The 21738-nt window shown below is 40.3% G+C and carries 23 protein-coding genes and 1 tRNA gene; 13 read left to right on the top strand and 11 right to left on the bottom strand.

Annotated features, from left to right (window positions below):
* From hisH to PF027_RS05065, 11 genes are all read left to right on the top strand, one after another.
* Window positions 1-612 carry an imidazole glycerol phosphate synthase subunit HisH gene (gene hisH / locus PF027_RS05115; protein WP_270872388.1) on the top strand — a complete coding sequence of 204 codons (612 nt, stop codon included), beginning with the start codon at window positions 1-3 and terminating at the stop codon, window positions 610-612.
* Complete coding sequence (gene hisA / locus PF027_RS05110; protein ID WP_270872387.1) at window positions 612-1319, top strand: 1-(5-phosphoribosyl)-5-[(5-phosphoribosylamino)methylideneamino]imidazole-4-carboxamide isomerase; 708 nt, start codon at window positions 612-614, stop codon at window positions 1317-1319. The genes hisH and hisA overlap by 1 nt, the downstream gene beginning before the upstream one ends.
* A gap of 27 nt (window positions 1320-1346) precedes the next feature.
* Window positions 1347-2183, top strand: coding sequence for a 50S ribosomal protein L11 methyltransferase (locus tag PF027_RS05105; RefSeq protein ID WP_270859394.1), 837 nt, complete (start codon window positions 1347-1349; stop codon window positions 2181-2183).
* Complete coding sequence (gene ftsH, locus PF027_RS05100) at window positions 2176-4113, top strand: ATP-dependent zinc metalloprotease FtsH (protein WP_270872386.1); 1938 nt, start codon at window positions 2176-2178, stop codon at window positions 4111-4113. Before PF027_RS05105 ends, ftsH begins: the two co-directional genes overlap by 8 nt.
* Window position 4114: 1 nt before the next feature.
* Window positions 4115-4852: a CDP-diacylglycerol--serine O-phosphatidyltransferase gene (gene pssA / locus PF027_RS05095; protein ID WP_270859396.1), complete on the top strand. Its 738-nt coding sequence runs from the start codon at window positions 4115-4117 to the stop codon at window positions 4850-4852.
* Window positions 4853-4934: 82 nt separating this feature from the next.
* The gene (locus PF027_RS05090) at window positions 4935-6452 is read left to right on the top strand and encodes a 2-isopropylmalate synthase (protein WP_270872385.1); all 1518 of its coding nucleotides are present in this window, start codon (window positions 4935-4937) and stop codon (window positions 6450-6452) included.
* A gap of 146 nt (window positions 6453-6598) precedes the next feature.
* Window positions 6599-6937 carry an ATP synthase F0 subunit C gene (atpE, locus tag PF027_RS05085; protein ID WP_270859398.1) on the top strand — a complete coding sequence of 113 codons (339 nt, stop codon included), beginning with the start codon at window positions 6599-6601 and terminating at the stop codon, window positions 6935-6937.
* A 32-nt stretch (window positions 6938-6969) separates the two neighbouring features.
* Window positions 6970-7055, top strand: a tRNA-Leu gene (locus PF027_RS05080).
* 145 nt (window positions 7056-7200) lie between these two features.
* Window positions 7201-7785, top strand: a complete 585-nt coding sequence (locus PF027_RS05075; protein WP_270872384.1) for a hypothetical protein — start codon at window positions 7201-7203, stop codon at window positions 7783-7785.
* Complete coding sequence (locus tag PF027_RS05070; RefSeq protein ID WP_270872383.1) at window positions 7760-8149, top strand: hypothetical protein; 390 nt, start codon at window positions 7760-7762, stop codon at window positions 8147-8149. The genes PF027_RS05075 and PF027_RS05070 overlap by 26 nt, the downstream gene beginning before the upstream one ends.
* A gap of 14 nt (window positions 8150-8163) precedes the next feature.
* Window positions 8164-8589, top strand: coding sequence for a hypothetical protein (locus PF027_RS05065; protein ID WP_270872382.1), 426 nt, complete (start codon window positions 8164-8166; stop codon window positions 8587-8589).
* Window positions 8590-8639: 50 nt separating this feature from the next.
* Here the strand turns inward: PF027_RS05065 and PF027_RS05060 are convergent, their stop codons facing one another.
* From PF027_RS05060 to PF027_RS05020, 9 genes are all read right to left on the bottom strand, one after another.
* Complete coding sequence (locus PF027_RS05060; protein WP_270859412.1) at window positions 8640-8978, bottom strand: chaperone NapD; 339 nt, start codon at window positions 8976-8978, stop codon at window positions 8640-8642.
* Window positions 8975-9877, bottom strand: coding sequence for a WD40 repeat domain-containing protein (locus tag PF027_RS05055; protein ID WP_270872381.1), 903 nt, complete (start codon window positions 9875-9877; stop codon window positions 8975-8977). Before PF027_RS05055 ends, PF027_RS05060 begins: the two co-directional genes overlap by 4 nt.
* Window positions 9878-9932: 55 nt before the next feature.
* A complete protein-coding gene (locus PF027_RS05050; RefSeq protein ID WP_270872380.1) occupies window positions 9933-10652 on the bottom strand; it encodes a nitrate reductase cytochrome c-type subunit in 720 nt (239 codons plus the stop codon).
* A complete protein-coding gene (gene napH, locus PF027_RS05045; RefSeq protein ID WP_270859415.1) occupies window positions 10649-11428 on the bottom strand; it encodes a quinol dehydrogenase ferredoxin subunit NapH in 780 nt (259 codons plus the stop codon). The genes PF027_RS05050 and napH overlap by 4 nt, the downstream gene beginning before the upstream one ends.
* Window positions 11425-12165 (bottom strand): ferredoxin-type protein NapG, encoded by a 741-nt coding sequence (gene napG, locus PF027_RS05040; protein ID WP_270866451.1) that lies wholly within the window; start codon window positions 12163-12165, stop codon window positions 11425-11427. The genes napH and napG overlap by 4 nt, the downstream gene beginning before the upstream one ends.
* Window positions 12166-12167: 2 nt before the next feature.
* Entirely contained in the window at window positions 12168-14945 is a 2778-nt protein-coding gene (gene napA / locus PF027_RS05035; RefSeq protein WP_270868046.1) for a nitrate reductase catalytic subunit NapA, read from the bottom strand.
* A 293-nt stretch (window positions 14946-15238) separates the two neighbouring features.
* Window positions 15239-17110 carry a molecular chaperone DnaK gene (gene dnaK, locus PF027_RS05030; RefSeq protein WP_270872379.1) on the bottom strand — a complete coding sequence of 624 codons (1872 nt, stop codon included), beginning with the start codon at window positions 17108-17110 and terminating at the stop codon, window positions 15239-15241.
* 54 nt (window positions 17111-17164) lie between these two features.
* Complete coding sequence (locus PF027_RS05025) at window positions 17165-17785, bottom strand: nucleotide exchange factor GrpE (RefSeq protein ID WP_270872378.1); 621 nt, start codon at window positions 17783-17785, stop codon at window positions 17165-17167.
* Entirely contained in the window at window positions 17782-18570 is a 789-nt protein-coding gene (locus PF027_RS05020) for an HrcA family transcriptional regulator (RefSeq protein ID WP_270859420.1), read from the bottom strand. Before PF027_RS05020 ends, PF027_RS05025 begins: the two co-directional genes overlap by 4 nt.
* 338 nt (window positions 18571-18908) lie before the next feature.
* On the opposite strand from PF027_RS05020, the gene PF027_RS05015 reads away from it, so the two are divergent.
* Together PF027_RS05015 and PF027_RS05010 are read left to right on the top strand one after the other, a co-directional pair.
* Window positions 18909-19154, top strand: coding sequence for an XRE family transcriptional regulator (locus PF027_RS05015; protein WP_270859471.1), 246 nt, complete (start codon window positions 18909-18911; stop codon window positions 19152-19154).
* A 1-nt stretch (window position 19155) separates the two neighbouring features.
* The gene (locus PF027_RS05010) at window positions 19156-19281 is read left to right on the top strand and encodes a hypothetical protein (RefSeq protein WP_270872377.1); all 126 of its coding nucleotides are present in this window, start codon (window positions 19156-19158) and stop codon (window positions 19279-19281) included.
* Window positions 19282-19375: 94 nt separating this feature from the next.
* On the opposite strand, the gene PF027_RS05005 is transcribed toward PF027_RS05010, so the two are convergent.
* Both PF027_RS05005 and PF027_RS05000 read right to left on the bottom strand, forming a co-directional pair.
* On the bottom strand, window positions 19376-19927 hold the full coding sequence (locus tag PF027_RS05005; protein WP_270872376.1) for a hypothetical protein: 552 nt from the start codon (window positions 19925-19927) through the stop codon (window positions 19376-19378).
* Window positions 19928-20134: 207 nt separating this feature from the next.
* Window positions 20135-21727, bottom strand: coding sequence for a long-chain-fatty-acid--CoA ligase (locus tag PF027_RS05000; RefSeq protein WP_270859423.1), 1593 nt, complete (start codon window positions 21725-21727; stop codon window positions 20135-20137).
* Between the last annotated feature and the right edge of the window lie 11 nt (window positions 21728-21738).

Raw genomic sequence — 21738 nt, 5'->3', positions numbered from 1 at the left:
TTGATAGGGATTGTTGATTATGGTGCTGGAAATATACGAAGCGTGAAAAACGCCCTTAGCTTTTGTGGGGCGAAATTTGAGTTAGTGAGTGAGCCTGAAAAACTGCTAAAATGCGACAAAATTTTACTTCCTGGCGTGGGAGCTTTCGGCGAAGCTATGGCTAAGCTAAAAAGCGCAAATTTAGATGAAGCAATAAGAGAATTTGTCGCAAGTGGGCGGTATTTTTTGGGAATTTGCCTTGGTATGCAACTTCTCTTTGACAAAAGCGCAGAATTTGGTTCAAGTGAGGGGCTTGGGATAATTAGTGGCGAAGTGGTGAAATTTGATGAGAGCAAATTTAGCGAGAGTTTAAAAATCCCGCACATGGGCTGGAACACACTAGAATTCACGCGCGAGGCGCCCATAAATTCGGGGCTTAAAAGCTCGGTTTATGCGTATTTTGTGCATTCTTATCACGCGCTTTGTGATGAAGAGTTTATCCTAGCAAAGACGGCGTATGGGTATGAATTTCCTAGCGCAGTTTGCAAGGAAAATGTCTTTGGCTTTCAGCCACACCCCGAAAAAAGCCACGAAAATGGCATAAAAATAATTAAAAATTTCACGGAGTTATAATGGAAATTTTACCTGCGATTGATTTAAAAGAGGGCCTTGCCGTGCGCCTTAGCAAGGGCAAAATGGAGAGTGCGAAAATTTATTCAAAAACCCCTTGGGAATTAGCTAAAAAATTCGAAGATATGGGGGCGAAATACCTGCATTTGGTAGATTTAGACGGAGCGTTTGCGGGAGAGCCGATAAATTTCAAAACGATTGAGAAAATCGTAAATTCGACAAATTTAAAAGTCGAAGTAGGTGGTGGAATCCGCGATGAAAAGCGCATAAAAGACTACCAAAATTTGGGCGTTTATAGATTTATTTTAGGCTCAGTTGCGCTAAAAAATCCAAATTTTGTCAAAGAAATGTCGCCAAAATACAATATCGTCGTAGGAATCGACGCGCTTGGTGGCATGGTCGCAACCGAGGGCTGGGCAGATGTGAGCAGCATTAAGGCGACTGATTTGGCTAAGCTTTACGCAGGAGCGGGAGTTAGCGCGATAATCTGCACGGATATCGGTAAAGATGGCATGCTATGTGGCGTAAATGTGGAATTCACAGAAGCAATCGCCGAAGCTAGCGGGATTGATACAATCGCAAGTGGCGGCGTGAAGGACATTAGCGACATTTTAGCGTGCAAAAACAGCGGCAAAATCGCAGGCGTGATTGTCGGCAAGGCATATTACGAGGGCGGTATAGATTTAGAAAAAGCGTTTAAAATTTTGTGATATCGTAATGGCTTTTAAGGTTTTGAGATGAAAGAATTTTATAATGAAATGAGTGTAAAGAGCCAAAATGGCTTGGAATTTTTTAAAGATTTTGTCTTTGAGCTTGGGATTTCGTGCATAGAAGAGCGCGAGGGCGAGTTTATCGTGCGCGACGAGGATAGCCTAGAAATGGTGAAATTCGCGCTAATCGAATTTAAAGAAGCCTTGCAAAAATCCACAGGGGCGCAAATTTCGCTAGAAATCGAAATTTCGCAAAAGAAAAATCAAGATTGGATAAACGAGTATAAAAAGGGCGTTGAACCGATTGAGGTGGGTAAATTTTATGTCCGCCCTAGCTGGTGCGAGAGCAGGGCAGGGCTAATCGATATTTTAATCGATCCAGCACTCGCCTTTGGCTCAGGGCACCACGAGAGCACAAATATGTGTTTGCAAATTTTAAGCGAGATTACCAAAGAGGGCGCAAAAGCCCTTGATGTAGGCTGTGGAAGCGGAATTTTAAGTATCGCGATGAAAAAGCTTGGCGCAAATGTCAGCGCGTGCGATACTGACGAGCAAGCCACTGATGCTAGCGTGCAAAATGCGCAAAAAAACGGCGTGAGCTTGGATAAAATTTGGACAGGAAGTATCGCAGGAGCGGGCGAAAAATATGATTTAGTCGTAGCAAACATAATCGCTGATGTGATTTTGATACTAGCCAGCGATTTGAAAAACGCGCTAAATCCTGGCGCACACCTCGTGCTTTCTGGAATTTTAGAAAATTACAAAGATAGAATAAAATCTGCATTTTCGGATTTGCGCTTCGTGAAAATGGAGCAAAAAAACGAGTGGTGTAGCTTTGTTTATGAGAAAGGTGAAAATGAATAATCAAAATAACAAAAATCAACAAAACGGCGGAGGAAATTTTTTCAACAAAAATCCTATTGGTATGTTTGTGGTTTTTGCGCTGATTTTAATTGTGATTTTTAGGGCAATTAGCCCAAATGGTGGCGGTTTTGGCGAGGGTGCGACCCTTGGAAATTTGGGCGTGGGACAGACTAGAAATGTCAGCTACTCAGAGCTAAAATCACAGCTTAAAACAGCTCAAATTTCAATGGTTTCTATCGGCAAAACCACGATAAAAGCTCAAAGTGGCGATACAATGTATGTGGCTCAAAGGGTCGATGATAACGAGCTCGTGAGTATTTTAGAGAGCAGAAATATCCCTTATGGCGCATATAACGAAACAAATTTACTCACAGATTTGCTTTTTAGCTGGGTTTTACCGCTTGTGATTTTCTTTGGAATTTGGATGTTTTTGGCCAATCGTATGCAAAAAAATATGGGTAGCGGTATGCTAGGAATCGGCAGTTCGAAAAATTTAATGAGCGCAGAGAAGCCAAATGTCAAATTTAGCGATGTCGCCGGTGTCGAAGAGGCCAAAGAAGAGGTCAAAGAGATAGTCGATTTCCTCAAAAACCCTGAGCGATACATAAGCTTAGGAGCGAAAATCCCAAAAGGCGTCTTGCTCGTAGGCCCTCCTGGCACAGGTAAGACACTGCTTGCAAAGGCTGTTGCAGGAGAAGCAGATGTGCCGTTTTTTTCGATTTCGGCTTCTAGCTTTATAGAGATGTTTGTGGGCGTGGGCGCAAGTAGGGTTAGAGATTTGTTTGAAACAGCCAAAAAACAGGCGCCCGCGATTGTTTTTATCGATGAGATTGACGCGATTGGAAAAAGTAGAAATTCAGGCGGAATCGGCGGTGGAAACGACGAGAGGGAGCAGACCTTAAATCAACTTTTGGCAGAAATGGACGGCTTTGGCACAGAGTCTAGCCCAGTCATCGTCCTAGCAGCGACAAACCGCCCAGAGACGCTTGACGCTGCGCTTTTGCGTCCGGGTAGATTTGATAGGCAGGTTTTGGTCGATAGACCTGATTATGACGGCAGAATCGCGATTTTAAAGGTGCATATGAGAGATGTCAAATTTGCCCGCGATATCGATATCGAAGATATTGCGCGCCTTACCGTGGGCTTTGCGGGAGCGGATTTGGCAAATATCATAAACGAAGCCGCGCTTTTGGCAGGTCGAGAGGCGAAAAAAGAGGTCGAGCAAAAAGATCTGCTCGAAGCAATCGAACGCGTGGCGATAGGACTAGAAAAAAAATCGCGCCGCGTAAATCCTGTGGAGAAAAAAATCGTCGCCTATCACGAAAGCGGTCATGCGCTCATCGCCGAGCTTACCAAAGGCGCAATGCCAGTTAGCAAGGTTACGATTGTTCCGCGCGGGCTTGGCGCAGCTGGATATACGCTAAATTCGCCGTTTGAAAATAGATTTTTGCACCAAAGATATGAAATTTTCGCTGAAATCGATGTTTTACTCTCTGGGCGAGCTGCTGAGGAGGTCTTTTTAGGCGAGATTACAGACGGGGCTAGTAATGATTTACAGCGCGCGACTGATTGGCTAAAATTTATGGCAGCCAAGGTCGGTATGACAGAAGAGCTAGGCTTAATCGTGCTTGAAAAACAGCAATATTCGTTTTTAAACGGTGGTCAGAGCATTAAGGATTACAGCGAGGAAACAGCGGTAAAAATCGACAACTATGTCCGCACAAAGCTCGATGAACGCTACAAAGCTGTGAAAGAGACCTTGCGAGTTTATGCGCCTGCAATCGAGGAAATGGTAAAAACTCTGTATGAAAAAGAGACCGTCGCTGGTGAGGTTATCGTGGAGATTATCGATAAATTTGAAAAAGAAAACAACTTGCCGACGCGTTTGGTGCGAAATTTAGCCAAAGAAAATCCAGAAGAAGAGGCGTAAAATGGAAGAAGAAAGAGGAAAATTAGTATATATTTTGCCAAATCTTTTCACCGCGGCTAGTATATTTTTGGCAATGCTAAGCATTTTTGCCTCGATAAACGGGCATTATGCTAGCGCGATTGCGTATATAATTTTTTCTTTGATTTTTGACGGACTTGACGGGCGCGTGGCAAGGCTCACGCACACGACAAGCAAATTTGGCGTAGAATTTGACAGCCTTGCCGATATAGTGGCGTTTGGCGTGGCACCAGCGGTGCTGTTTTATTTCGTCATCGGCAAGGATTATGGGCAGGTCGGCACGCTAATTAGCGCGCTGTATGTGATTTTCGGTGCTGTGAGGCTAGCGAGATTTAATGTCACCGTGGGCACCTACGAGCCAAATGTTTTCATCGGTTTGCCGATCCCAACTGCGGCTATTACGATTGCTGTGTGGATTGGGATTTACCTCAAATACGAGGTTTCGTCTGTGTGGGGTGGCGTATTTATCATTGGCATGGCAATTTTGTCGTTTTTAATGGTTAGTAATATCCGCTTCCCAAGCTTTAAAAAGATAAATTTAAAACGGCCAAATGCGATTAAAATTTTGGTTTTACTCATTGTGGTGTTTTTTTCGTGTCTGTATCTTTTCAAGCTCGAATTCCCTGCATTTATCATTTTGCTATACATAGGATATGGGCTCGTGCGCGCGGGGCTAACGCTTATCGGGGTTAAATTTAACAAACAAAGCAAAGAGAACTAAATAATAAAATTTATCAATTCTAACTAAATTTAAGCCTAAAATTGCTATAATCGCCAAATTTTATCAAATGAAAGGGTAGGTTATGGATAAAAATAAAATTATTATTTTTGATACGACATTGCGCGACGGCGAGCAAAGCCCGGGCGCTTCGATGAATACAGAAGAAAAAATCCGCCTTGCACTCCAATTAGAAAAACTCGGCGTCGATGTTATCGAGGCTGGGTTTGCGGCGGCTAGTCCGGGGGATTTCGACGCGATTAATCAAATCGCAAAGGCTACTAGCAAGATTAGGGTTTGCTCGCTCTCTCGCGCGCTCGAAAACGATATAAAGGCCGCAGCGCAGGCTATTGCGCCGGCAAAATTTCAGCGCATACACACCTTCATCGCCACTAGCCCGATTCACATGGAATTTAAGCTAAAAATGAAGCCTGATGAGGTCATAAAACGCGCAGTTGCGGCTGTGCAATACGCGAAGACTTTCACAGACGATGTGGAGTTTAGTTGCGAGGATGCGTGCAGAAGCGATGTGGGCTTTATGAAGGAAATTTGCGAGGCGGTTATCGGCGTGGGCGCAACTACGATAAATTTACCAGACACCGTGGGATATCGCCTACCAAATGAAATTTACGCAATTTTTAAAGAAATGGTCGAATTTATAGATGGTAGAGCGATTGTATCAGCGCACAATCACAACGATTTAGGGCTTGCCACAGCAAACACACTAGCGTGCATTGAAGCTGGCGCGCGCCAAGTCGAATGCACTATAAATGGCCTTGGCGAGAGGGCTGGAAATACTGCGCTCGAAGAGATTGCAATGGTCGTAAAAACCAGAAATGACCATTTCTCGCCACTTTATACGGATATAAATTTCAAAGAAATTTATCCTTCAAGCCGTTTGGTCGCAAGTATCACAGGTATCGAACCGCAGCCAAATAAGGCAATCGTGGGCAAAAACGCCTTCGCGCACGAAAGCGGAATCCATCAAGACGGCGTTTTAAAACACCGCGAAACTTACGAGATTATGAAGGCTGATGATATCGGGCTGGATAAAAACTCTCTCGTGCTTGGCAAACACAGCGGACGCCACGCTTTCAAGGACAAATTAATCTCCCTTGGCTACGAGTTAGACGACGAGCAATTGCAAGTAGCATTTGAGAAATTTAAAATTTTAGCCGATAGCAAAAAAGATGTCTATGATGAGGATTTAAGAGAGCTTGTAAATGACGAATTTATGGGTGCGAAAACCAAAGCTTACGAGATTGCGCTTCTTAGCTCAAATGGCTGCAACAAAGGCCACGCAAGCGCGGCTGTTACGCTAAATCATGATAAAATTTTGCTAAGCGATAGCGCGCTTGGAAATGGTGGGGTCGATGCGATTTTTAAAGCGATTGATCGCATAAGCAAGGTTAGCGGTGAGCTCAAAGATTATCAAGTCAAGGCCGTATCCAAAGGCAAAGATGCTCTTGCCAAAGTAACCGTTAAGGTCGAATTTGAGGGCACTGGCGCGATTATGGGGCATGGGCTTGATGTCGATACAATGCTAGCCTCAGCCAAGGCCTATGTCGGCGCACTAAATACATATTTAGCTTCGAAAAAATAAAATTCATAAAGTGGCGAAATTTGGGCGAATTTTGCCACTTTTTTAAACTAATTAAAAGCAAAATTTCACTAGAATACCGCACTCAAAATGTTCTTAGTAGGGGACAGATCCGAAAGGCGTTTTGAAATTTTATTTTGGAGACTTTTATGAAAAAAGTTTTGGTTTTACTTTTCGCGCTTTGTGGCGCAGCATTCGCAGGTGAGGAGCTTAGCGCTTATACTCAAATCGTATCATACTCAGCAATCGCTGTTGGTATCGTTCTTGGTTTTGCCGCTCTTGGTGGTGCTGTTGGTATGGGTAATGCAGCTAATGCAACAATCCTTGGTATCGCTCGCAACCCAAGCGTAGCTAGCAAACTATCAACTACAATGTATATTTCGCTAGCGATGATCGAAGCACAAGTTATTTATGCGCTTGTTATCGCATTTATCTTGCTTTTCGCTAATCCTTTTGTTACAGACGCTCTTACAAAAGCAGCTGCGTAATCACTCGCCCGCATCTTCGCGGGCTTTCTCATGCGACCATGGTGGAATTGGTAGACACGCTATCTTGAGGGGGTAGTGCGCTTCGCGTGTGCGAGTTCAAATCTCGCTGGTCGCACCATAAATTTTATTCAAATTTACTATTTCAAATTTACCCATTAACAAAATTAAACAAAAATCACATTTTTATCCTATGTCAAAAAACAATAATGTAAATATAATTTATGTGTTTTAATGTTTAAATCTAATTTAAGGGGGGGGGTATAATGGCTGAATTTTTTAAAAAAGGCCATGTTGTGTATGAAATAAAAAATAAAAAATCATTTCAAACGATAAAACCTAAGCAAACTCCAAAAATAGATGAATTTTATAAAATTAAAAAAGATTTTTTAGTTGCTAATGCGATTTTGATTTTCGGCTTGGTTCTTAAAGTGTTTTTTGAAAATTCAGATGATACGAGTATAGGTAAATTTTTTCTATTCATTGGGGGGTTATGTAGAATTTATGTGATTTATATGATTGGCAAATTTGCAAGTAGCAAAAAACTATTTGCATTTTTCATAGCATCAGGCATAGGGTCTAACTTGCTAGGAGGCGCAATTTTAGTAACGCAAGAATCAGCCTTATCTATTTCTATCGTCGCTGGAATATGTGGTGTTACTTGCTTTCTTTTTTACAAAGAAATGGTTGAAATTCTTCTTCAAAAGCTATTTTATATCCCATTTTTCGCTATTGCTTTGGGTATTGTGAGCGAGGAGTATATGGGGTATCTGCTGATTTTAGCTTTTGCGAGCGAGTTTGTCGTTATGATTTTTACAAGAGCAGGTGCGCAAAAAACAAGAGAATTTTAAAGAAAATGATACAAATTACTTAGCGAAATATATCAATGTCGCCGACACTCAAAAAGAAGAAAATTTTAAAATTTTAGATAAAACAGAAAAATTTAAGCAGAAAATTTCAAATTTACAACTTAATGAAAATTTTGTGATAAATATTTTTAGGATTTTATATTTTGTTGCGTTTGTATGTTTCTGCTATTTTCTTATTCGTTGGTCTTTGACAGAATATAGAGGAAGTGCTAGGTATTATTTGGGTAGAGTAAAAACATCTGCGATAGTGTTTGGTATAGTATATGTCCTTCAAATAGTAGTTTTGGGGCAAAAAAATATAGTTTATTGTTTTAAAAATTTATTTTCTAGCATTATTAAAAAATAAAATTTGGAGAAAAAATGAAAAATTTATTTAGTATTGTTATATTTTTTATGGCTTTTATGCTGGGAAAATTCGGATATATACAGTTTAAACAAAAATTTATGGGTGATGAGGAAATTTGCAGATTGCAAAATGAAATAAAGACAAAATTGCCAACCAGACTAGATGATGCAACCACTTTAACAAATATAGAGTGTAATCCAAAAACAAAGAAAGTAATTTATTTTTATGATTTAAACGATGTGCAAAATATGCAAAATATCTCTTGGCGGGATTTCGTGGAGCAAGATTTTGATTTGTTTAAACAAAATTTTAAAAACGGCGTAAAAGAACAATATTGCAATTCAGATATTAAAAATAAAAATTTCAAGGCTACATTTACTTATAATTTTGATAATGAATATTTCATGGATTTTACACTAGGTCTCTCTGATTGTCGCTAAATTTTAAAAGGCCAAATTCTGCCAAATTCGGCCTTTAAAAAGAGGTAAATTTAGATATTTAAACTACCGCCGTATTTGATTTTTTTGATTTCTGGTTCTTCGTCGATTTTTTGCATAATCTCTTCTATATTGTTGCTGTTCGCGGCGTCGATTTGTTCGTCTAGGTCTTGGTATGAGTATATCATAGCTACATCGCTTACGCCTTTTAGGGCTTGCATGGCCTTAAATGCGCCCAGCTCTTGATCTAGGCTCTCGGTTTGGATAGTCGCTACGATTTTGCCATCTTGTGCAGCCACGACTTCGCAAAACTCTATCTTTGCCACGAGAGCGCTAAGCTCGTCCAAATTCGTCTTATTATCTGTGTAGATTATCACACTTGAAATGTTCATTTATAACTCCAAAAATGAATTGTTTTGTCGTATCCTGCGCCAACTAAGTGATCGCCATAAAATGTCATGTTGTTTATGATTTCGCCATCATAAGGGATTTTTTTGATGATGCTTCCAGCTTTGTTTATGATATTTATGCCATCAAGTGTCGTAAATGCGCCAAAATCCTCGCTTAATGCCACGCTATACACGATAAAGCCAGTTTCGAAAAGCTTAGACTCTCTTGCGTTTTCGTAGTAGCAGGTTTTGTCGTTTGAGCCAGTTATCACCCTCTCGCCTACAAAGGCTACATTGAAGACATTGTCTTTGTGGATACTTTTTTCGCGTAAGAATTTTTTCTCTTTTGTGTCAAAAAAGTAAATCATACCGCCTTCGTTTGAAAGAAGCAATAAATTTTTCTCGCGGTCAAAGCTCACGCCACCAAAAGGCGAATCTGAAATTTTGTGCTCAAATTTCACCGATTTTGAGGCTATATCGTAGTATAAAATTTCGCTTCCTACGCCTAGTAAAACGATAGTATTGCTATCTAGCAAAAATAGTCTTTTGATACCAGTTATCGGCAAATCAAAGGTGTCAAGCGTGCCATTTTCATACACGGCGAGTTTTTTGTGCATATAATCGCCATTTATCAAAAGGGCAAATTTTTCACCTAGTTTATCGACATCGATGACCTTAGAATCGATATCTCCATCGACATAGCTTTTGACTTGCGGAAGAGCTAAAACAAGAGTAGCGTTCTCATCGCTCCCGCTTATACTAAAAAGCTTTCCGGTGTCCGTGCCAGCATAGATTTTTTCATCCATTTGCTTTAAAATTGCGATGTTGCCATCTACTATGACTTTGTCATTTGCAAAAAGAAAGGTTGCTAAAAAGATAAAAGCAACGAATAATTTTTTCATTTTTTACCTCGTAAATTTTGTGTGAGTTTGGAGATCCAAACTCACAACAAAATGGTTATTTGATATCAGCACCCTGATTTAAAATGTCAAGCAAATTTGAGCTAGTATTTGAGTCTGCAAAGCGACTAAAATCTGCTTCAAATTTGTTTTGAACTAGCTCGGTTGCGTTTGTTTGAATAACATGGCAAGAAACGCAGTCATATCTAGCCATAGAAAGTGCGCCATCAAGGCTCTTTTGATTCTCATCACGCAAATCAGCTAAGTGGCTTTGTGGGACTGATTTGATCTGCATAGCCTGTGCAGCCTCTGGAAGGTGGCATGTGGTGCACATGTTGTTTTCGGCTGTGATAGGTAGCATATCGTCCAAAGTGTGTGGGATTAGCGGAGGAGCGTTCTCGAAGCTTCTCTCAAATACCATATTTTCGCCTGGTGCGCCACCTTTTACCTCATAGGTAGGCAAGGTTAGGTTTTCGTTAGTGTAATCCTCTCTAAATTTAGGACTTTGCGCAAGCTCTAAATTTGGTATATCTTCCTTTTTCTCGACAACCGGCGCTGGTGCGGCTGGCTCTTGTGGTGCAGCAGCTGGCGCTACCTCTGCCTTAGGCGCTTCTGCTTTTACTTCGTTAGTAGTAGCAGGTGCTGAGGCGGCTTGTGTTTGCGCTACTGGTTGGTTTGTATTTGAGCTCGCTTTGCCTTTTTCATCTTGGCAACCGCTCAAACCCAAACAACAAATTGTAGCTGCAACAAGGCTTAAAAAAGCAAATTTCTTTTTCATTTTTTTACTCCTAGTATGCTAAAATTTAACGCATCATCATCGCAAATTTGGACACATCTACCGCAACTTATGCACTCAGAATCGATTTTAAAACTCTCTTTTGAGACCATTTTTAGTACCTGAACCTCAGGGCAAACGCTCTTGCATTTGTTGCATTTGGTGCATTTGTTTGCATTATGATAAATGCGAATTAAGCTAAATTTACTTGCTATCGCCCAAAATCCCCCTAGTGGGCATATATGGGAACATATTATTCTATTTCCTGCGAAAATTTCAAATATCACAATGATTGCGGCTATACTAAATGCGCTAACGCTAAGGCTAACGACCGCTCTTGTGAAAAATCCGACGAAATTTAGTATCTCAAAGGCTGCTATACTAAACAATCCGCTACAAAGTAGGACTAAAACTAACAAATAGTATCTAGCGTTTTTGCTGACGCTAAACATTTTGGTTTGGATATTTAAAACTTTTCTTATCCAAGCTGCCAAATCTGTTAGGATATTGATAGGACATACCCAACCGCAAAAAGCTCGTGGCGCAATCAAAGCGTAAAACGCAAATATGATTAACGCGCCAACTATGCTAAGCGCACCTAGGCTAAAACTTGCCAAAAATAGTTGAAGCACGGCAAAAGGATCGCTTAAATTTATAACTCCAAAAAGCACTGACGAACTTAAATTTCCTTGCAAAATTTTAAATCCATAGCAGTTTCCAGCTATGAAAAGGCCAAGGATTAGGAATTGAACTAATCTTCTTAAAAGTGTGTATTTCATAGCTCGCCTCCGTTTAAGTAATCAATACCTTTTTTCAAATTTAAGTTGATTTGGCTATCAGCGTCTTTTAGCTTCGCGTCATCGCCTTCGATCCAACCTTTGACATAGTTGTCATTTACCTTGCCTAAAACCGAATTTCGTGGTAGCACCGTAATGGCTGCTTTTTCGGTTATACAGGCTTTTTCGCATTTTCCACACCCTGTGCAGTAATCGCTATCTACAACAGGTAGCAAAAATGCGTGTTTTTCTGTCCTTGTGTTGCGTTTGTATTCGATAAATAGTGCCTTATCCATGACAGGGCAGGCTCTATAACATGCGTCGCATTGAATTCCAAAGTATGCAACGCAGTTTTTCTGATCTACTACTGCAACGCCCATTTGTGCTTTGTTGATATTTAATTTGTCATTTTCGCTAACTTTTTGTTTATCTAACGCGCTAGTCGGGCACGCTACTGTGCAAGGTATATCTTGGCACATATAGCATGGAGTTAGTCTTGGCTGGAAAAACGGAGTTCCGTTTGGCACTCCGCTATCGCCAAATTCTGCTAGTTTTAGTGTATCAAATGGACATGCTTCGACGCACAGCCCACAACGAATACATTTGCTCATAAATTCTTTTTCATCAAGGGCACCTGGCGGTCTTAGACGGATTTTATCCTCTGCTCTGGCAAATTCACAAAATCCACTTCCGCCTGCTACAAGCAGTCCTAATAAACCTAAAACTTCGCGTCTTTCCATAATTATGCCTTATAAATTTTTACTGCGCATTTTTTATAGTCTGTCTCTTTTGAAAGAGGGCAGGTCGCGTCTAGACAAACTTTGTTGATAAATACATTTTCATCAAACCAAGGAACATAAACAAGACCCACAGGCGGAACATTTCTACCTCTAAAATCTACTCTTGCTTTTACTTTTCCTCTTCTTGATTCTACCCATACAATATCATTTTGAGCTATGCCCATTTTATCGCCGTCTGCTTTGTTCATAAAGCATAGAGCTTCTGGAACAGCGCGGTAAAGCTCAGGAACACGCATTGTCATAGAGCCTGAGTGCCAGTGTTCTAGCACACGACCTGTGCATAGCCAGAACGGATACTCTTCGCTTGGCATTTCGCATGGATCCATGTAAGGGCGGAAGAAAATTTTACCTTTGTTTTTAAATGAAGTTTTCTCATCGCCTGAGGTTGCGCTTTTCATATCGCCTGTCGGAAGTGCGCCTTGGTTACCATAAAATGCGAAATCGCCGTCTGGATTAGCTTTTTTAGCGTAAGTGTCGTATTTGGTATTAAATCTCCATTGAGTCTCTTTACCATCGACAACTGGCCATCTAAGACCTCTAACTCTGTGATATGTATCAAAATCAGCTAAATCGTGTCCGTGTCCGTCGCCGAAAATTCTATACTCTTCGAATAGATATTTATGCACGAAGAATCCATAGCCTTTAAATACCTCTCCGTCGCTTCCTACGACATTTCTGCTATCGCCGAAAACTTCGGTGCAGTCAAAGCCTGCGATGATTGGATCATCTGCTTTGTATTCAAGTGCGCGTTTGTTAGCGAACAATACATCAAATAGAGTATCTTCTGGATCGTAACCCATTTTTTTTGCTTCTTCTAAAACATCTGGCAAGGTTAGCTTATCATCGATTTTTCTCTCGCCCCAGAAATCTTTAATCTTAAAGCGTTTTGAGAATTCTAAAATTTGCCATGTATCGCTCATCGCTTCGCCTACTGGCAATACTTGTTGTCGCCAGTGTTGAGTTCTACGCTCAGCATTACCATAAGCTCCCCATTTCTCATAAATCATAGCAGTTGGTAAGATCAAATCCGCTACTTTTGCAGATACGCCTGGATATGGATCGCTTACTACGATGAAGTTATCCATTTCTCTTGCTGCTTTGATCCAGTGGTTAGCGTTGGCTGTATTGTGCCATGGGTTATTTACATGAACCCAAGCGAATTTAACTGCACCATCCTCGATATCTCTCATTAGTTTTACATAAGGGAAGCCTGGGCGTGGGTTGATTGTGCCAGCAGGGATTTGCCATACTTTTTCTGTCATTTCTCTGTGTTTTGGATTTGCTACGACCATGTCAGCTGGCAATCTGTGGCAGAAAGTTCCTACCTCGCGAGCAGTTCCGCAAGCGCTTGGTTGTCCTGTTAGTGAGAACGCACCTTCGCCTGGTTTAGCTTGTTTGCCTAGCAAGAAATGCACCATATAGCTTTGCTCATTTACCCAAGTTCCTCTTTGGTGTTGATTCATACCCATTGTCCAGAAGCTTACTACTTTTCTGCCTTTTTCGACATATAAATCAACTAAGCCTTGAAGTTTTTTCTTGAAAGTTTCTAAATCCTCGTTGTCATCGCCTTTGGCAAGTTTGGCAACGAAATCTAGTGTATAAGGCTCTAAGGCTTTTTTGAAATCTTCAAAACCGATTAGCCAGTGAGCGTCGGCTTTGCCATTGCTTTTATTTTCTAGCGTGTCGCCAGCTTTCATACCAAGGTATGATAGTGTTACGCCTTCGTTTTCGCTAAGAACTTTTGATAGCTCTTTTTCTACTGTATCGACCTCTTTTGGATCAAATTTAGGGTGTTTTGGATTTGGTCTCATACCATAACCGATATCAACTGGACCTGTTGCAAACACGCAGTGCTCTTTGACGAAATTTTCATCAAATGCTTCTGGGTGGTTATATACAATCTCGTGAGCGATTAAATTCCAAATCGCAAGGTCAGTATGAGGTTTGAAAATAATCTCAATATCAGCTATGCTTGAAGTTCTGCTTGAAAAAGTTGATAAATTTACAACTTTGTATTTATCAGGATTTTTAAGTTTAGCGTCATTTACGCGAGACCAAAGCACTGGGTGCATTTCGGCCATATTCGCGCCCCAGCAAACAACTGTATCAGTTAGCTCGATATCATCGAAACAACCTGACGGCTCATCTATACCAAATGTTTGCATAAACGCAACAACCGCACTTGCCATACAGTGGCGAGCATTCGGGTCGATATTGTGAGATCTAAAACCTGCTTTGATAAGTTTGACAGCAGCGACACCTTCCATGATAGTGTATTGACCGCTACCAAATACAGCTAAACCGCTTGGACCTTTTTCCTCGTAAGCTTTTCTGAATTGCGCTTCCATGACATCAAAAGCTTTTTTCCAGCTAACTTCGCCGAATTTACCTTTTTTGTCAAATTCGCCTTTTTCGTTCATACGCAAAAGAGGTTTTGTGATACGGTCCTCGCCATACATAATCTTAGCATTAAAATAACCTTTAATGCAGTTAAGACCACGATTTACAGGGCATAGTGGATCGCCTTTTACAGCTACGATTTTTCCGCCTTTTGTGGCAACCATAATACCACAACCGGTTCCGCAAAAACGACAAGCCGCTTTGTCCCAGCGCCAGTCTTTTTCGCCATCCGCTGCACTAGCTAGGCTTGGGGCAGAAATTCCAGCGGCACTACACGCAGCAGCAGCTGCTGAACTTTTGATAAATTCTCGTCTGTCCATAGAATTATCCTTTCTTTCAAAGAAATTTGTGAAACACAAGGCAAATTATAACAAATTATTAATCAAATTTATTGATTTAAATCAATAAAATTTGCAATAAATCCCTAAATTTCTAATATGTATAAAATTATAATTTTTAAATTTAAATAAATTTAGCACGATTTTGTGCTAATAATCGAATTCCTGCAAATTTTGTATTGATATAGAATATTAATGTATGTGGATAAAATTAAAATTTGATATTTTGGAAATTTTGGCGGAAATTTGAGCTAGCAAGCTAGCTCAAATTTTATTTATTCGACTTCTGCGTCGATGACATCATCGTCTTTTTTAGCGTTGTTTGAATTTGCGCCTTGGTTTTGGTTCGCGCTGGCTGCCTTGTAAAGATCCTCGGCCGCCTTGCTTAGGGCATTTACCTTAGCGTCAATTTGATCTTTTGTCGCGTTTTCGTTTTTGAGAACTTCTTTTAAATCATTTAGTGCGCTTTCGATATTTGCTCTTAGCTCGCCTGGGACTTTTTCGCCCATTTCAGCAAGTGATTTTTCTGTTTGGTGAGCGATAGCGTCAGCGTGATTTCTAGCATCTACGCTTTCTTTGCGCTTTTTGTCCTCTTCTTTGTGAAGTTCGGCGTCTTTAACCATTTTGTCGATTTCTTCGTCGCTTAGACCGCTTGAACCAGTAATGCGAATATCAGTTGCCTTGCCTGTGGCTTTGTCTTTTGCGGTAACTGTTAAAATTCCGTTTGCGTCGATGTTAAACTCAACCTCGATTTGAGGCACACCGCGAGGGGCTGGCATAATGCCTTCTAGGTTGAAATTTCCTAATGATTTGTTATCTCTGGCAAACTCTCTCTCACCTTGCAAGACATTAATCGTAACGGCTGATTGGTTATCCTCGGCAGTCGAGAAGACTTGCGATTTTTTGGTTGGGATTGTAGTGCCTTTGTCGATGATTTTAGTCATTACATTGCCAAGCGTTTCGATACCAAGGCTAAGTGGCGTAACATCAAGCAAAAGCACATCTTTTACATCGCCTTTGATAACAGCACCTTGCACGCTTGCGCCGATTGCGACGACTTCGTCAGGATTGACGCTTTTATTTAGCTCTTTGCCAAATGCTTTTTTGACCTCTTCTTGCACAAGTGGCACGCGAGTAGAGCCGCCGACCATGACGACCTCTTTGACATCACCCATACTAAGTCCTGCTTCGCTAACTACGCGTTTTAGAGTATCGATTGTTTCATCGACTAGATTATCAATCATGCTCTCAAATTTAGCCCTAGTTATGGTTTTCATAAGGTGTTTAGGACCTGTGGCATCTGCTGTGATAAATGGTAAATTTACAGTTGTTTCCATTGCGCTTGAAAGCTCTTTTTTGGCATTTTCAGCAGCTTCTTTTAGGCGTTGCATAGCCATGACATCATTTTTAAGGTCGATTCCGTTTTCTGCTTGGAATTCGCTTGCTAAAAAGTCAATTACTTTGTTATCAAAGTCATCGCCACCAAGAAAAGCATTTCCGCCAGTTGCTAGCACTTCTACCACGCTATCGCCGGTTTCTAGCACGGTGACATCAAATGTTCCGCCACCCAAATCATAAACTACGATTTTTTCGGCTTCTTTTTTGTCTAATCCATACGCCAAAGCTGCCGCGGTTGGCTCATTTACGATACGAAGGACATTTAATCCTGCGATTGTGCCAGCTTCTTTTGTCGCTTTTCTTTGGCTATCGTTGAAATACGCAGGCACAGTGATGACCGCATCGACCACAGGCTCGCCCAAGAAGGCCTCTGCGTCCTCTTTTAGCTTGATTAAAACTTTTGCTGAAATTTCTTGCGGGGTATAGACTTTGCCCGCGATTTCGACCGCGCACGCGCCGTTGCGATCTACGATTTTATACGGAAGGCGTTTTTTAGCCTCTTGCGCGTTTTTCTCGTTCATCATCAAACCCATAATTCTTTTGATTGAATAAATTGTTTTTTCAGGGTTTGTGACGGCTTGGCGTTTGGCGCTATCGCCGACTAAAACCTCGCCTTTGTCGGTAAATGCGACAACTGACGGAGTTGTGTTTTTACCCTCTTTGTTTGGTATGATTTTGCTCTCGCCTCGTTCAAAAATGCTAACGCAAGAGTTGGTTGTGCCTAAATCAATTCCAATGACTTTTCCCATGTTTTATCCTTTTTATTAAATTTTGTTTTCTTTAAATTTTGTAAATTTGCGAATTTACTTCGCCAAAATAACCATTACAGGGCGTAAAATTCGCTCTTTGTAAAGGTAACCTTTTTGCAAAACTTGGACTATGTCGTTTGTTTTGGCTCCCTCTTTTTCTACGAGTTGGATTGGGTAAAATTTACCGCTTTCGCTCTCGTAGCCCTCATCGATCGAAATCGGCGTAATGCCGTATTTTTCAAATGTGCTTAAAAACAAATTTATACATTGCTTCACGCCTTCTTCGATTTTATCGGCTAGTTCGTTGCCCTCAATGTCGATTTTCGCGGCTTCTTCGAGTGCGTCGATTATCGGCAAGAGATCTTTTGCAAATTTTTCCGCCGCATACTCCACGGCTGTGGTTTTTTCGCGCTCTAAACGCTTTTTGATATTGTCGAAATCAGCACTAGCGCGGTAAAATTTATCCGTAATCTCGCTAAGTTCGTTTTGTAGCTTAGTGATTTCATCATCTTGCGCGCTTTCGCACTCACACTCGCTTTGTAACTCTTCGCTAAATTCATCGCTGTCGTCAGCTAGCGGGCTTTGGCAGCCGCAGCCAGCGCCGCAGTTTTTGTGCTCTTTTTCCTCAAATTCACCTGCTGAATTTTGCGTTTTTTCGTCAAATTTTTGGCTCATGCTACTCCTTTACTAAATTTAAAAAATTTTTCATAATCCTCATAAACACTTCCAGCGCAAATCATCGTAGCGTCCTTGTTTTCGAATTTTACTGGGCATTTTATCCCCATAAAACCGGGCTCGAAATAGGGCGCAAAGATTAAATTTTTGTCAAAATTCACGGCGATTGAGGGGTTTAGCAAAATTTTAAATCTCTCATCTTTAAAAATTTTATACGCCATGACTTCGTTTGCGATAAACTCGATTTTTGAGTTTTTCAGCTCGCGGATTTTGGTGTTTAGCTCCCTAAGACCGATTTGCATAGAGGCAACTTCTAAGTCTTTGAGCGAAATTCCGATTAAATTCGACAAAAGCTCGAAAATTCTGTTATCAAATTTCAAAATAATCTCATCTTTGTCGAAAACCAAAATCATAAAACGCTCATCGTGTTTTATGACCTCGGTCAAACACTCGCTTTCTGCGCTAAAAATCATACAATAAATATCAAAATCCTCTAAGATTGCTTCTAGCTCATCGCCGTCTCTTAGCGATAAAATCTCGCTAAAATCGAGCTTAGCGCGCCAGTAATCTTGCATGGTCGCTACTGTGGGGATTCGCCCGCCACTGACATGAAGTTGCGTGATTGCGCCCTCGTCGCTGAGTTTTTTGAAATACACCCTAATCGTCGAGGCTGGTATAGCGACCTCCATGCGCCCGCCTAACTGCGACGAGCCAATCGGAGCGTTGAGGTCCAAATAGGCTTCGATGATAGAATCAAGTATCAAATCACGCTTGTTTGTTTTCATTTATTAGCACTCTTTCGTTTTGATTGCTAACATTATACAACATTGAGTGGCAAAATGTCAAGGTTTTTTAAAAATTTTAGCACTTTACTTGTTTGTTTGCTAAATTTTGAAATTTCAAAATTTGTTTTTGGGTGCAAAATTTGGCGGTTTCATAGCTAAATTTCCCCCTTAAAATTCTTGGAAATTTTGTAAAATTTTATGTTTGTTTTATGAGAAATTCTGTATAATTCACACGATATAACGCAAAAATTTACTAATTTTGCTTATAAACAATACAAAATTTAGATAAATTATACAGATTAATGTATAATTAATCCTAAAACTTGTATAATTTTGGCATGTTAGAAACGAGCGATATATTCAATATTTTGCATAATGCCGTCGAGGCAAAAAATATGGGCAAAAAGATTTCTCACGCTGTAATGGCGAAAAAGCTTGGCGTGTCGATGAGGACATACCAGGATTGGCGCCTTGGCACGACCAAACCGCAGGCAGCGACTGCGATTTGCCAAATGCTCTGCGAGCTTGATAGCGATGAGGCGTCTTTTGTGCTACATAAAATAAAAAAATTATTAGGAGATTGATATGTATAAGATCACATTGCAAGAAAAAATGGATTTACAAAGCGTATTTTGCGCAATTTATGCAAAAAAAGAATCGAAATTTTGTGCATTTTATAGAGCGTTTTTTAGACGAATTTTGGCTAGGTAATTTTCGTTAAATTTTATAAAAATTGCAATCATTGATAGTTTTTTAGCTATCGATGATGCTTTTGTGTTTGAATTTGATTTTTGCAAATTTAAATCTAACGCATTGGGTTTAAATTTTTTAATTTTATAGCTGTAAAAATCGCAATTAAAAGTAATAATATTCCTAAAAGTGTGGTTATCTTGCGTTCCAAAATCCATGTGTTTAAATGTTCGAATAAATATATTGTTTCGCCATTGCAATATTCCATTTTTAAAATCGTGCTATTGTAATATTCTATAAATACACACTTCTTTTCATAATAAGCAATCTTCAATAAATCACTTAAATTTGCCCTTTTAAGACCATTTTCTCCATTATTAAAACTATCAGTAAATTCATGTCTAAAAAAATAGTTATCAAATTTTACTCTGCAAAATGCCGAGTGTTTAAAACCTGCTGGATAACATTTTAACTCTGTTATTATTCCAGCAACAGCCATTTTTTCATTTTCGTTTGGAACATTATTATACGCCATTAAAAAGCACACTGGCGATAAAAGTGCCGACATTAAAAGCACAATTCCTAAAAAAATATGATTATTTTTAAAAGCAAATTTGATTAAATTATTAAATTTATCCACATAGTAAATCGGATTTTTAAATTTCATATTTTTCCTTATTTTTTTATTATTGCAAAAATTTATAAAACAAAATTTAAAGTAACTCCTAGTAATCAAATTTGCGAATTTTAAAATTTATATTATATAAAAAAATCAAGCTTTATGATGAAATTTAGGTATTGATTAGGATTTTGACCCGTCAAGAGAGTTAGCGACGGGTCAAATTTAAAGTTAAAATAAAATTAAAAAGCCAAATTATGCTTTTTCGCCTTCTTTTGCAATCTGCTCTTTTAATGCGCGTTTTAGAACCTTGCCAGTGGCGTTGCGTGGCAGGTCAGGCACGAAATGCACGACCTTTGGAATTTTGTAGTTTGCTAGGTGATTTTTCAGATAAGTTTTGATTTCGCGTTCGCTTAATTTTTGATTTTCTTTGAGTTGCACGAAGGCTACGACTTCCTCATCTGCGTATTCATCTCTGATACCCACGACCGCGCAGGCTTCTACTTGTGGCATTTTGTAGATGATTTCCTCGACCTCGCGCGGATAGACATTTATGCCTTTGGCGATGATGATATCTTTGATACGATCGACGATATAGATAAATCCCTCATCGTCCATATACGCAAGATCCCCTGTGCGAATCCAGCCGTTTGTCAGCGTCTCTTCTGGCGGGATATTTAGGTAGCCTTCCATGACGCAATCCCCGCGCACGATAATCTCGCCGATCTCGCCACGAGCGACTTCCATTGTTTCATCATTTACGATTTTGACCTCGTATCCATCAAGCGGTGTGCCTACGCTTAGGATTTTTTGTTTGTCGTAGTAGTTCAGCGATACGATAGGCGAACACTCGCTAAGTCCATAACCCTCGATAAGGTGGGCTTTTGGGAATTTTTTGTAAAATTCGTCGATTGTTTGTTGCGCAAGAGGGGCTGCACCTGACATAAATACTCTAAGCTTATTAAACCATCTGAATTTCCAGCCAAGTTTTGCCTTGCCTAGCATTGTATAAACTGACGGGATTCCCAAAAATACCGTTGCTTTGCGTTTTAGGGCGGTATTTAGGACATTTGTGATAGGGAAAACTGATTTTAGAGCGATTATGCTCGCGCCGTTGTATAGCGATAAAATCAGCGTCGCAGTCAGCGTGAAGCTATGAAACATCGGTAAAAATACCAAAAATCTATCTTTTCCACTCACATTGTAGCGAGGTGTGGCTTTATCGGCGTTTGAGAGTATGTTTTTGTAGCGAATCATAGCGCCCTTTGGCCTGCCTGTCGTGCCTGAGGTATAGACGATATGGCTTAGATCGTTTTCGGTCGGAGATTTCGCTATTTCTAGCTTGGTTTTACAGGCTAGCACAGTATCGAAGCTGACATTGTGCTCGCTAAGTGCGCCTTGTGTTTGCGCGTTTGGAAGGGCTGAGTTTGGGGTTGGCTCATCGCTTTTGCCCTTGACCCAAATTATGCGTCTGATATCTGGTGCGCTAATGCTTTTAAGCTCCTTGCTAAGGGCAGTTGAAGCGAAAATCATGCGAGAGCGCGAATTGTCTAAAATATACTCAATTTCCTCGTTTTTAAGGAAGGTATTCATAGGCACAGCGACCGCGCCGATTGAGGTAATACCTAGAAAAATGGTGAAAAACTCATAGCCGTTTTGCACATACATAGCCACTCTATCGCCGAAACGAATTCCGCTATTTTGCAAATATGCGCCAATCGCATCGACTTTGGCTTTAAGCTCTGCGTAGCTAATCTCCATATCTTCGTCATAAATCGCTATATGGCGAGATTTTTCGCTCGCATAGAAACTTAAATTTTGGTATAAATTTTCGAATTTATATGTCATGTTTTACCTTT

The sequence above is a fragment of the Campylobacter sp. VBCF_01 NA2 genome, from assembly GCF_027797205.1.
Classification (GTDB): Bacteria; Campylobacterota; Campylobacteria; order Campylobacterales; family Campylobacteraceae; genus Campylobacter_B.
This window is presented reverse-complemented; position numbering and strand designations above follow the sequence as displayed.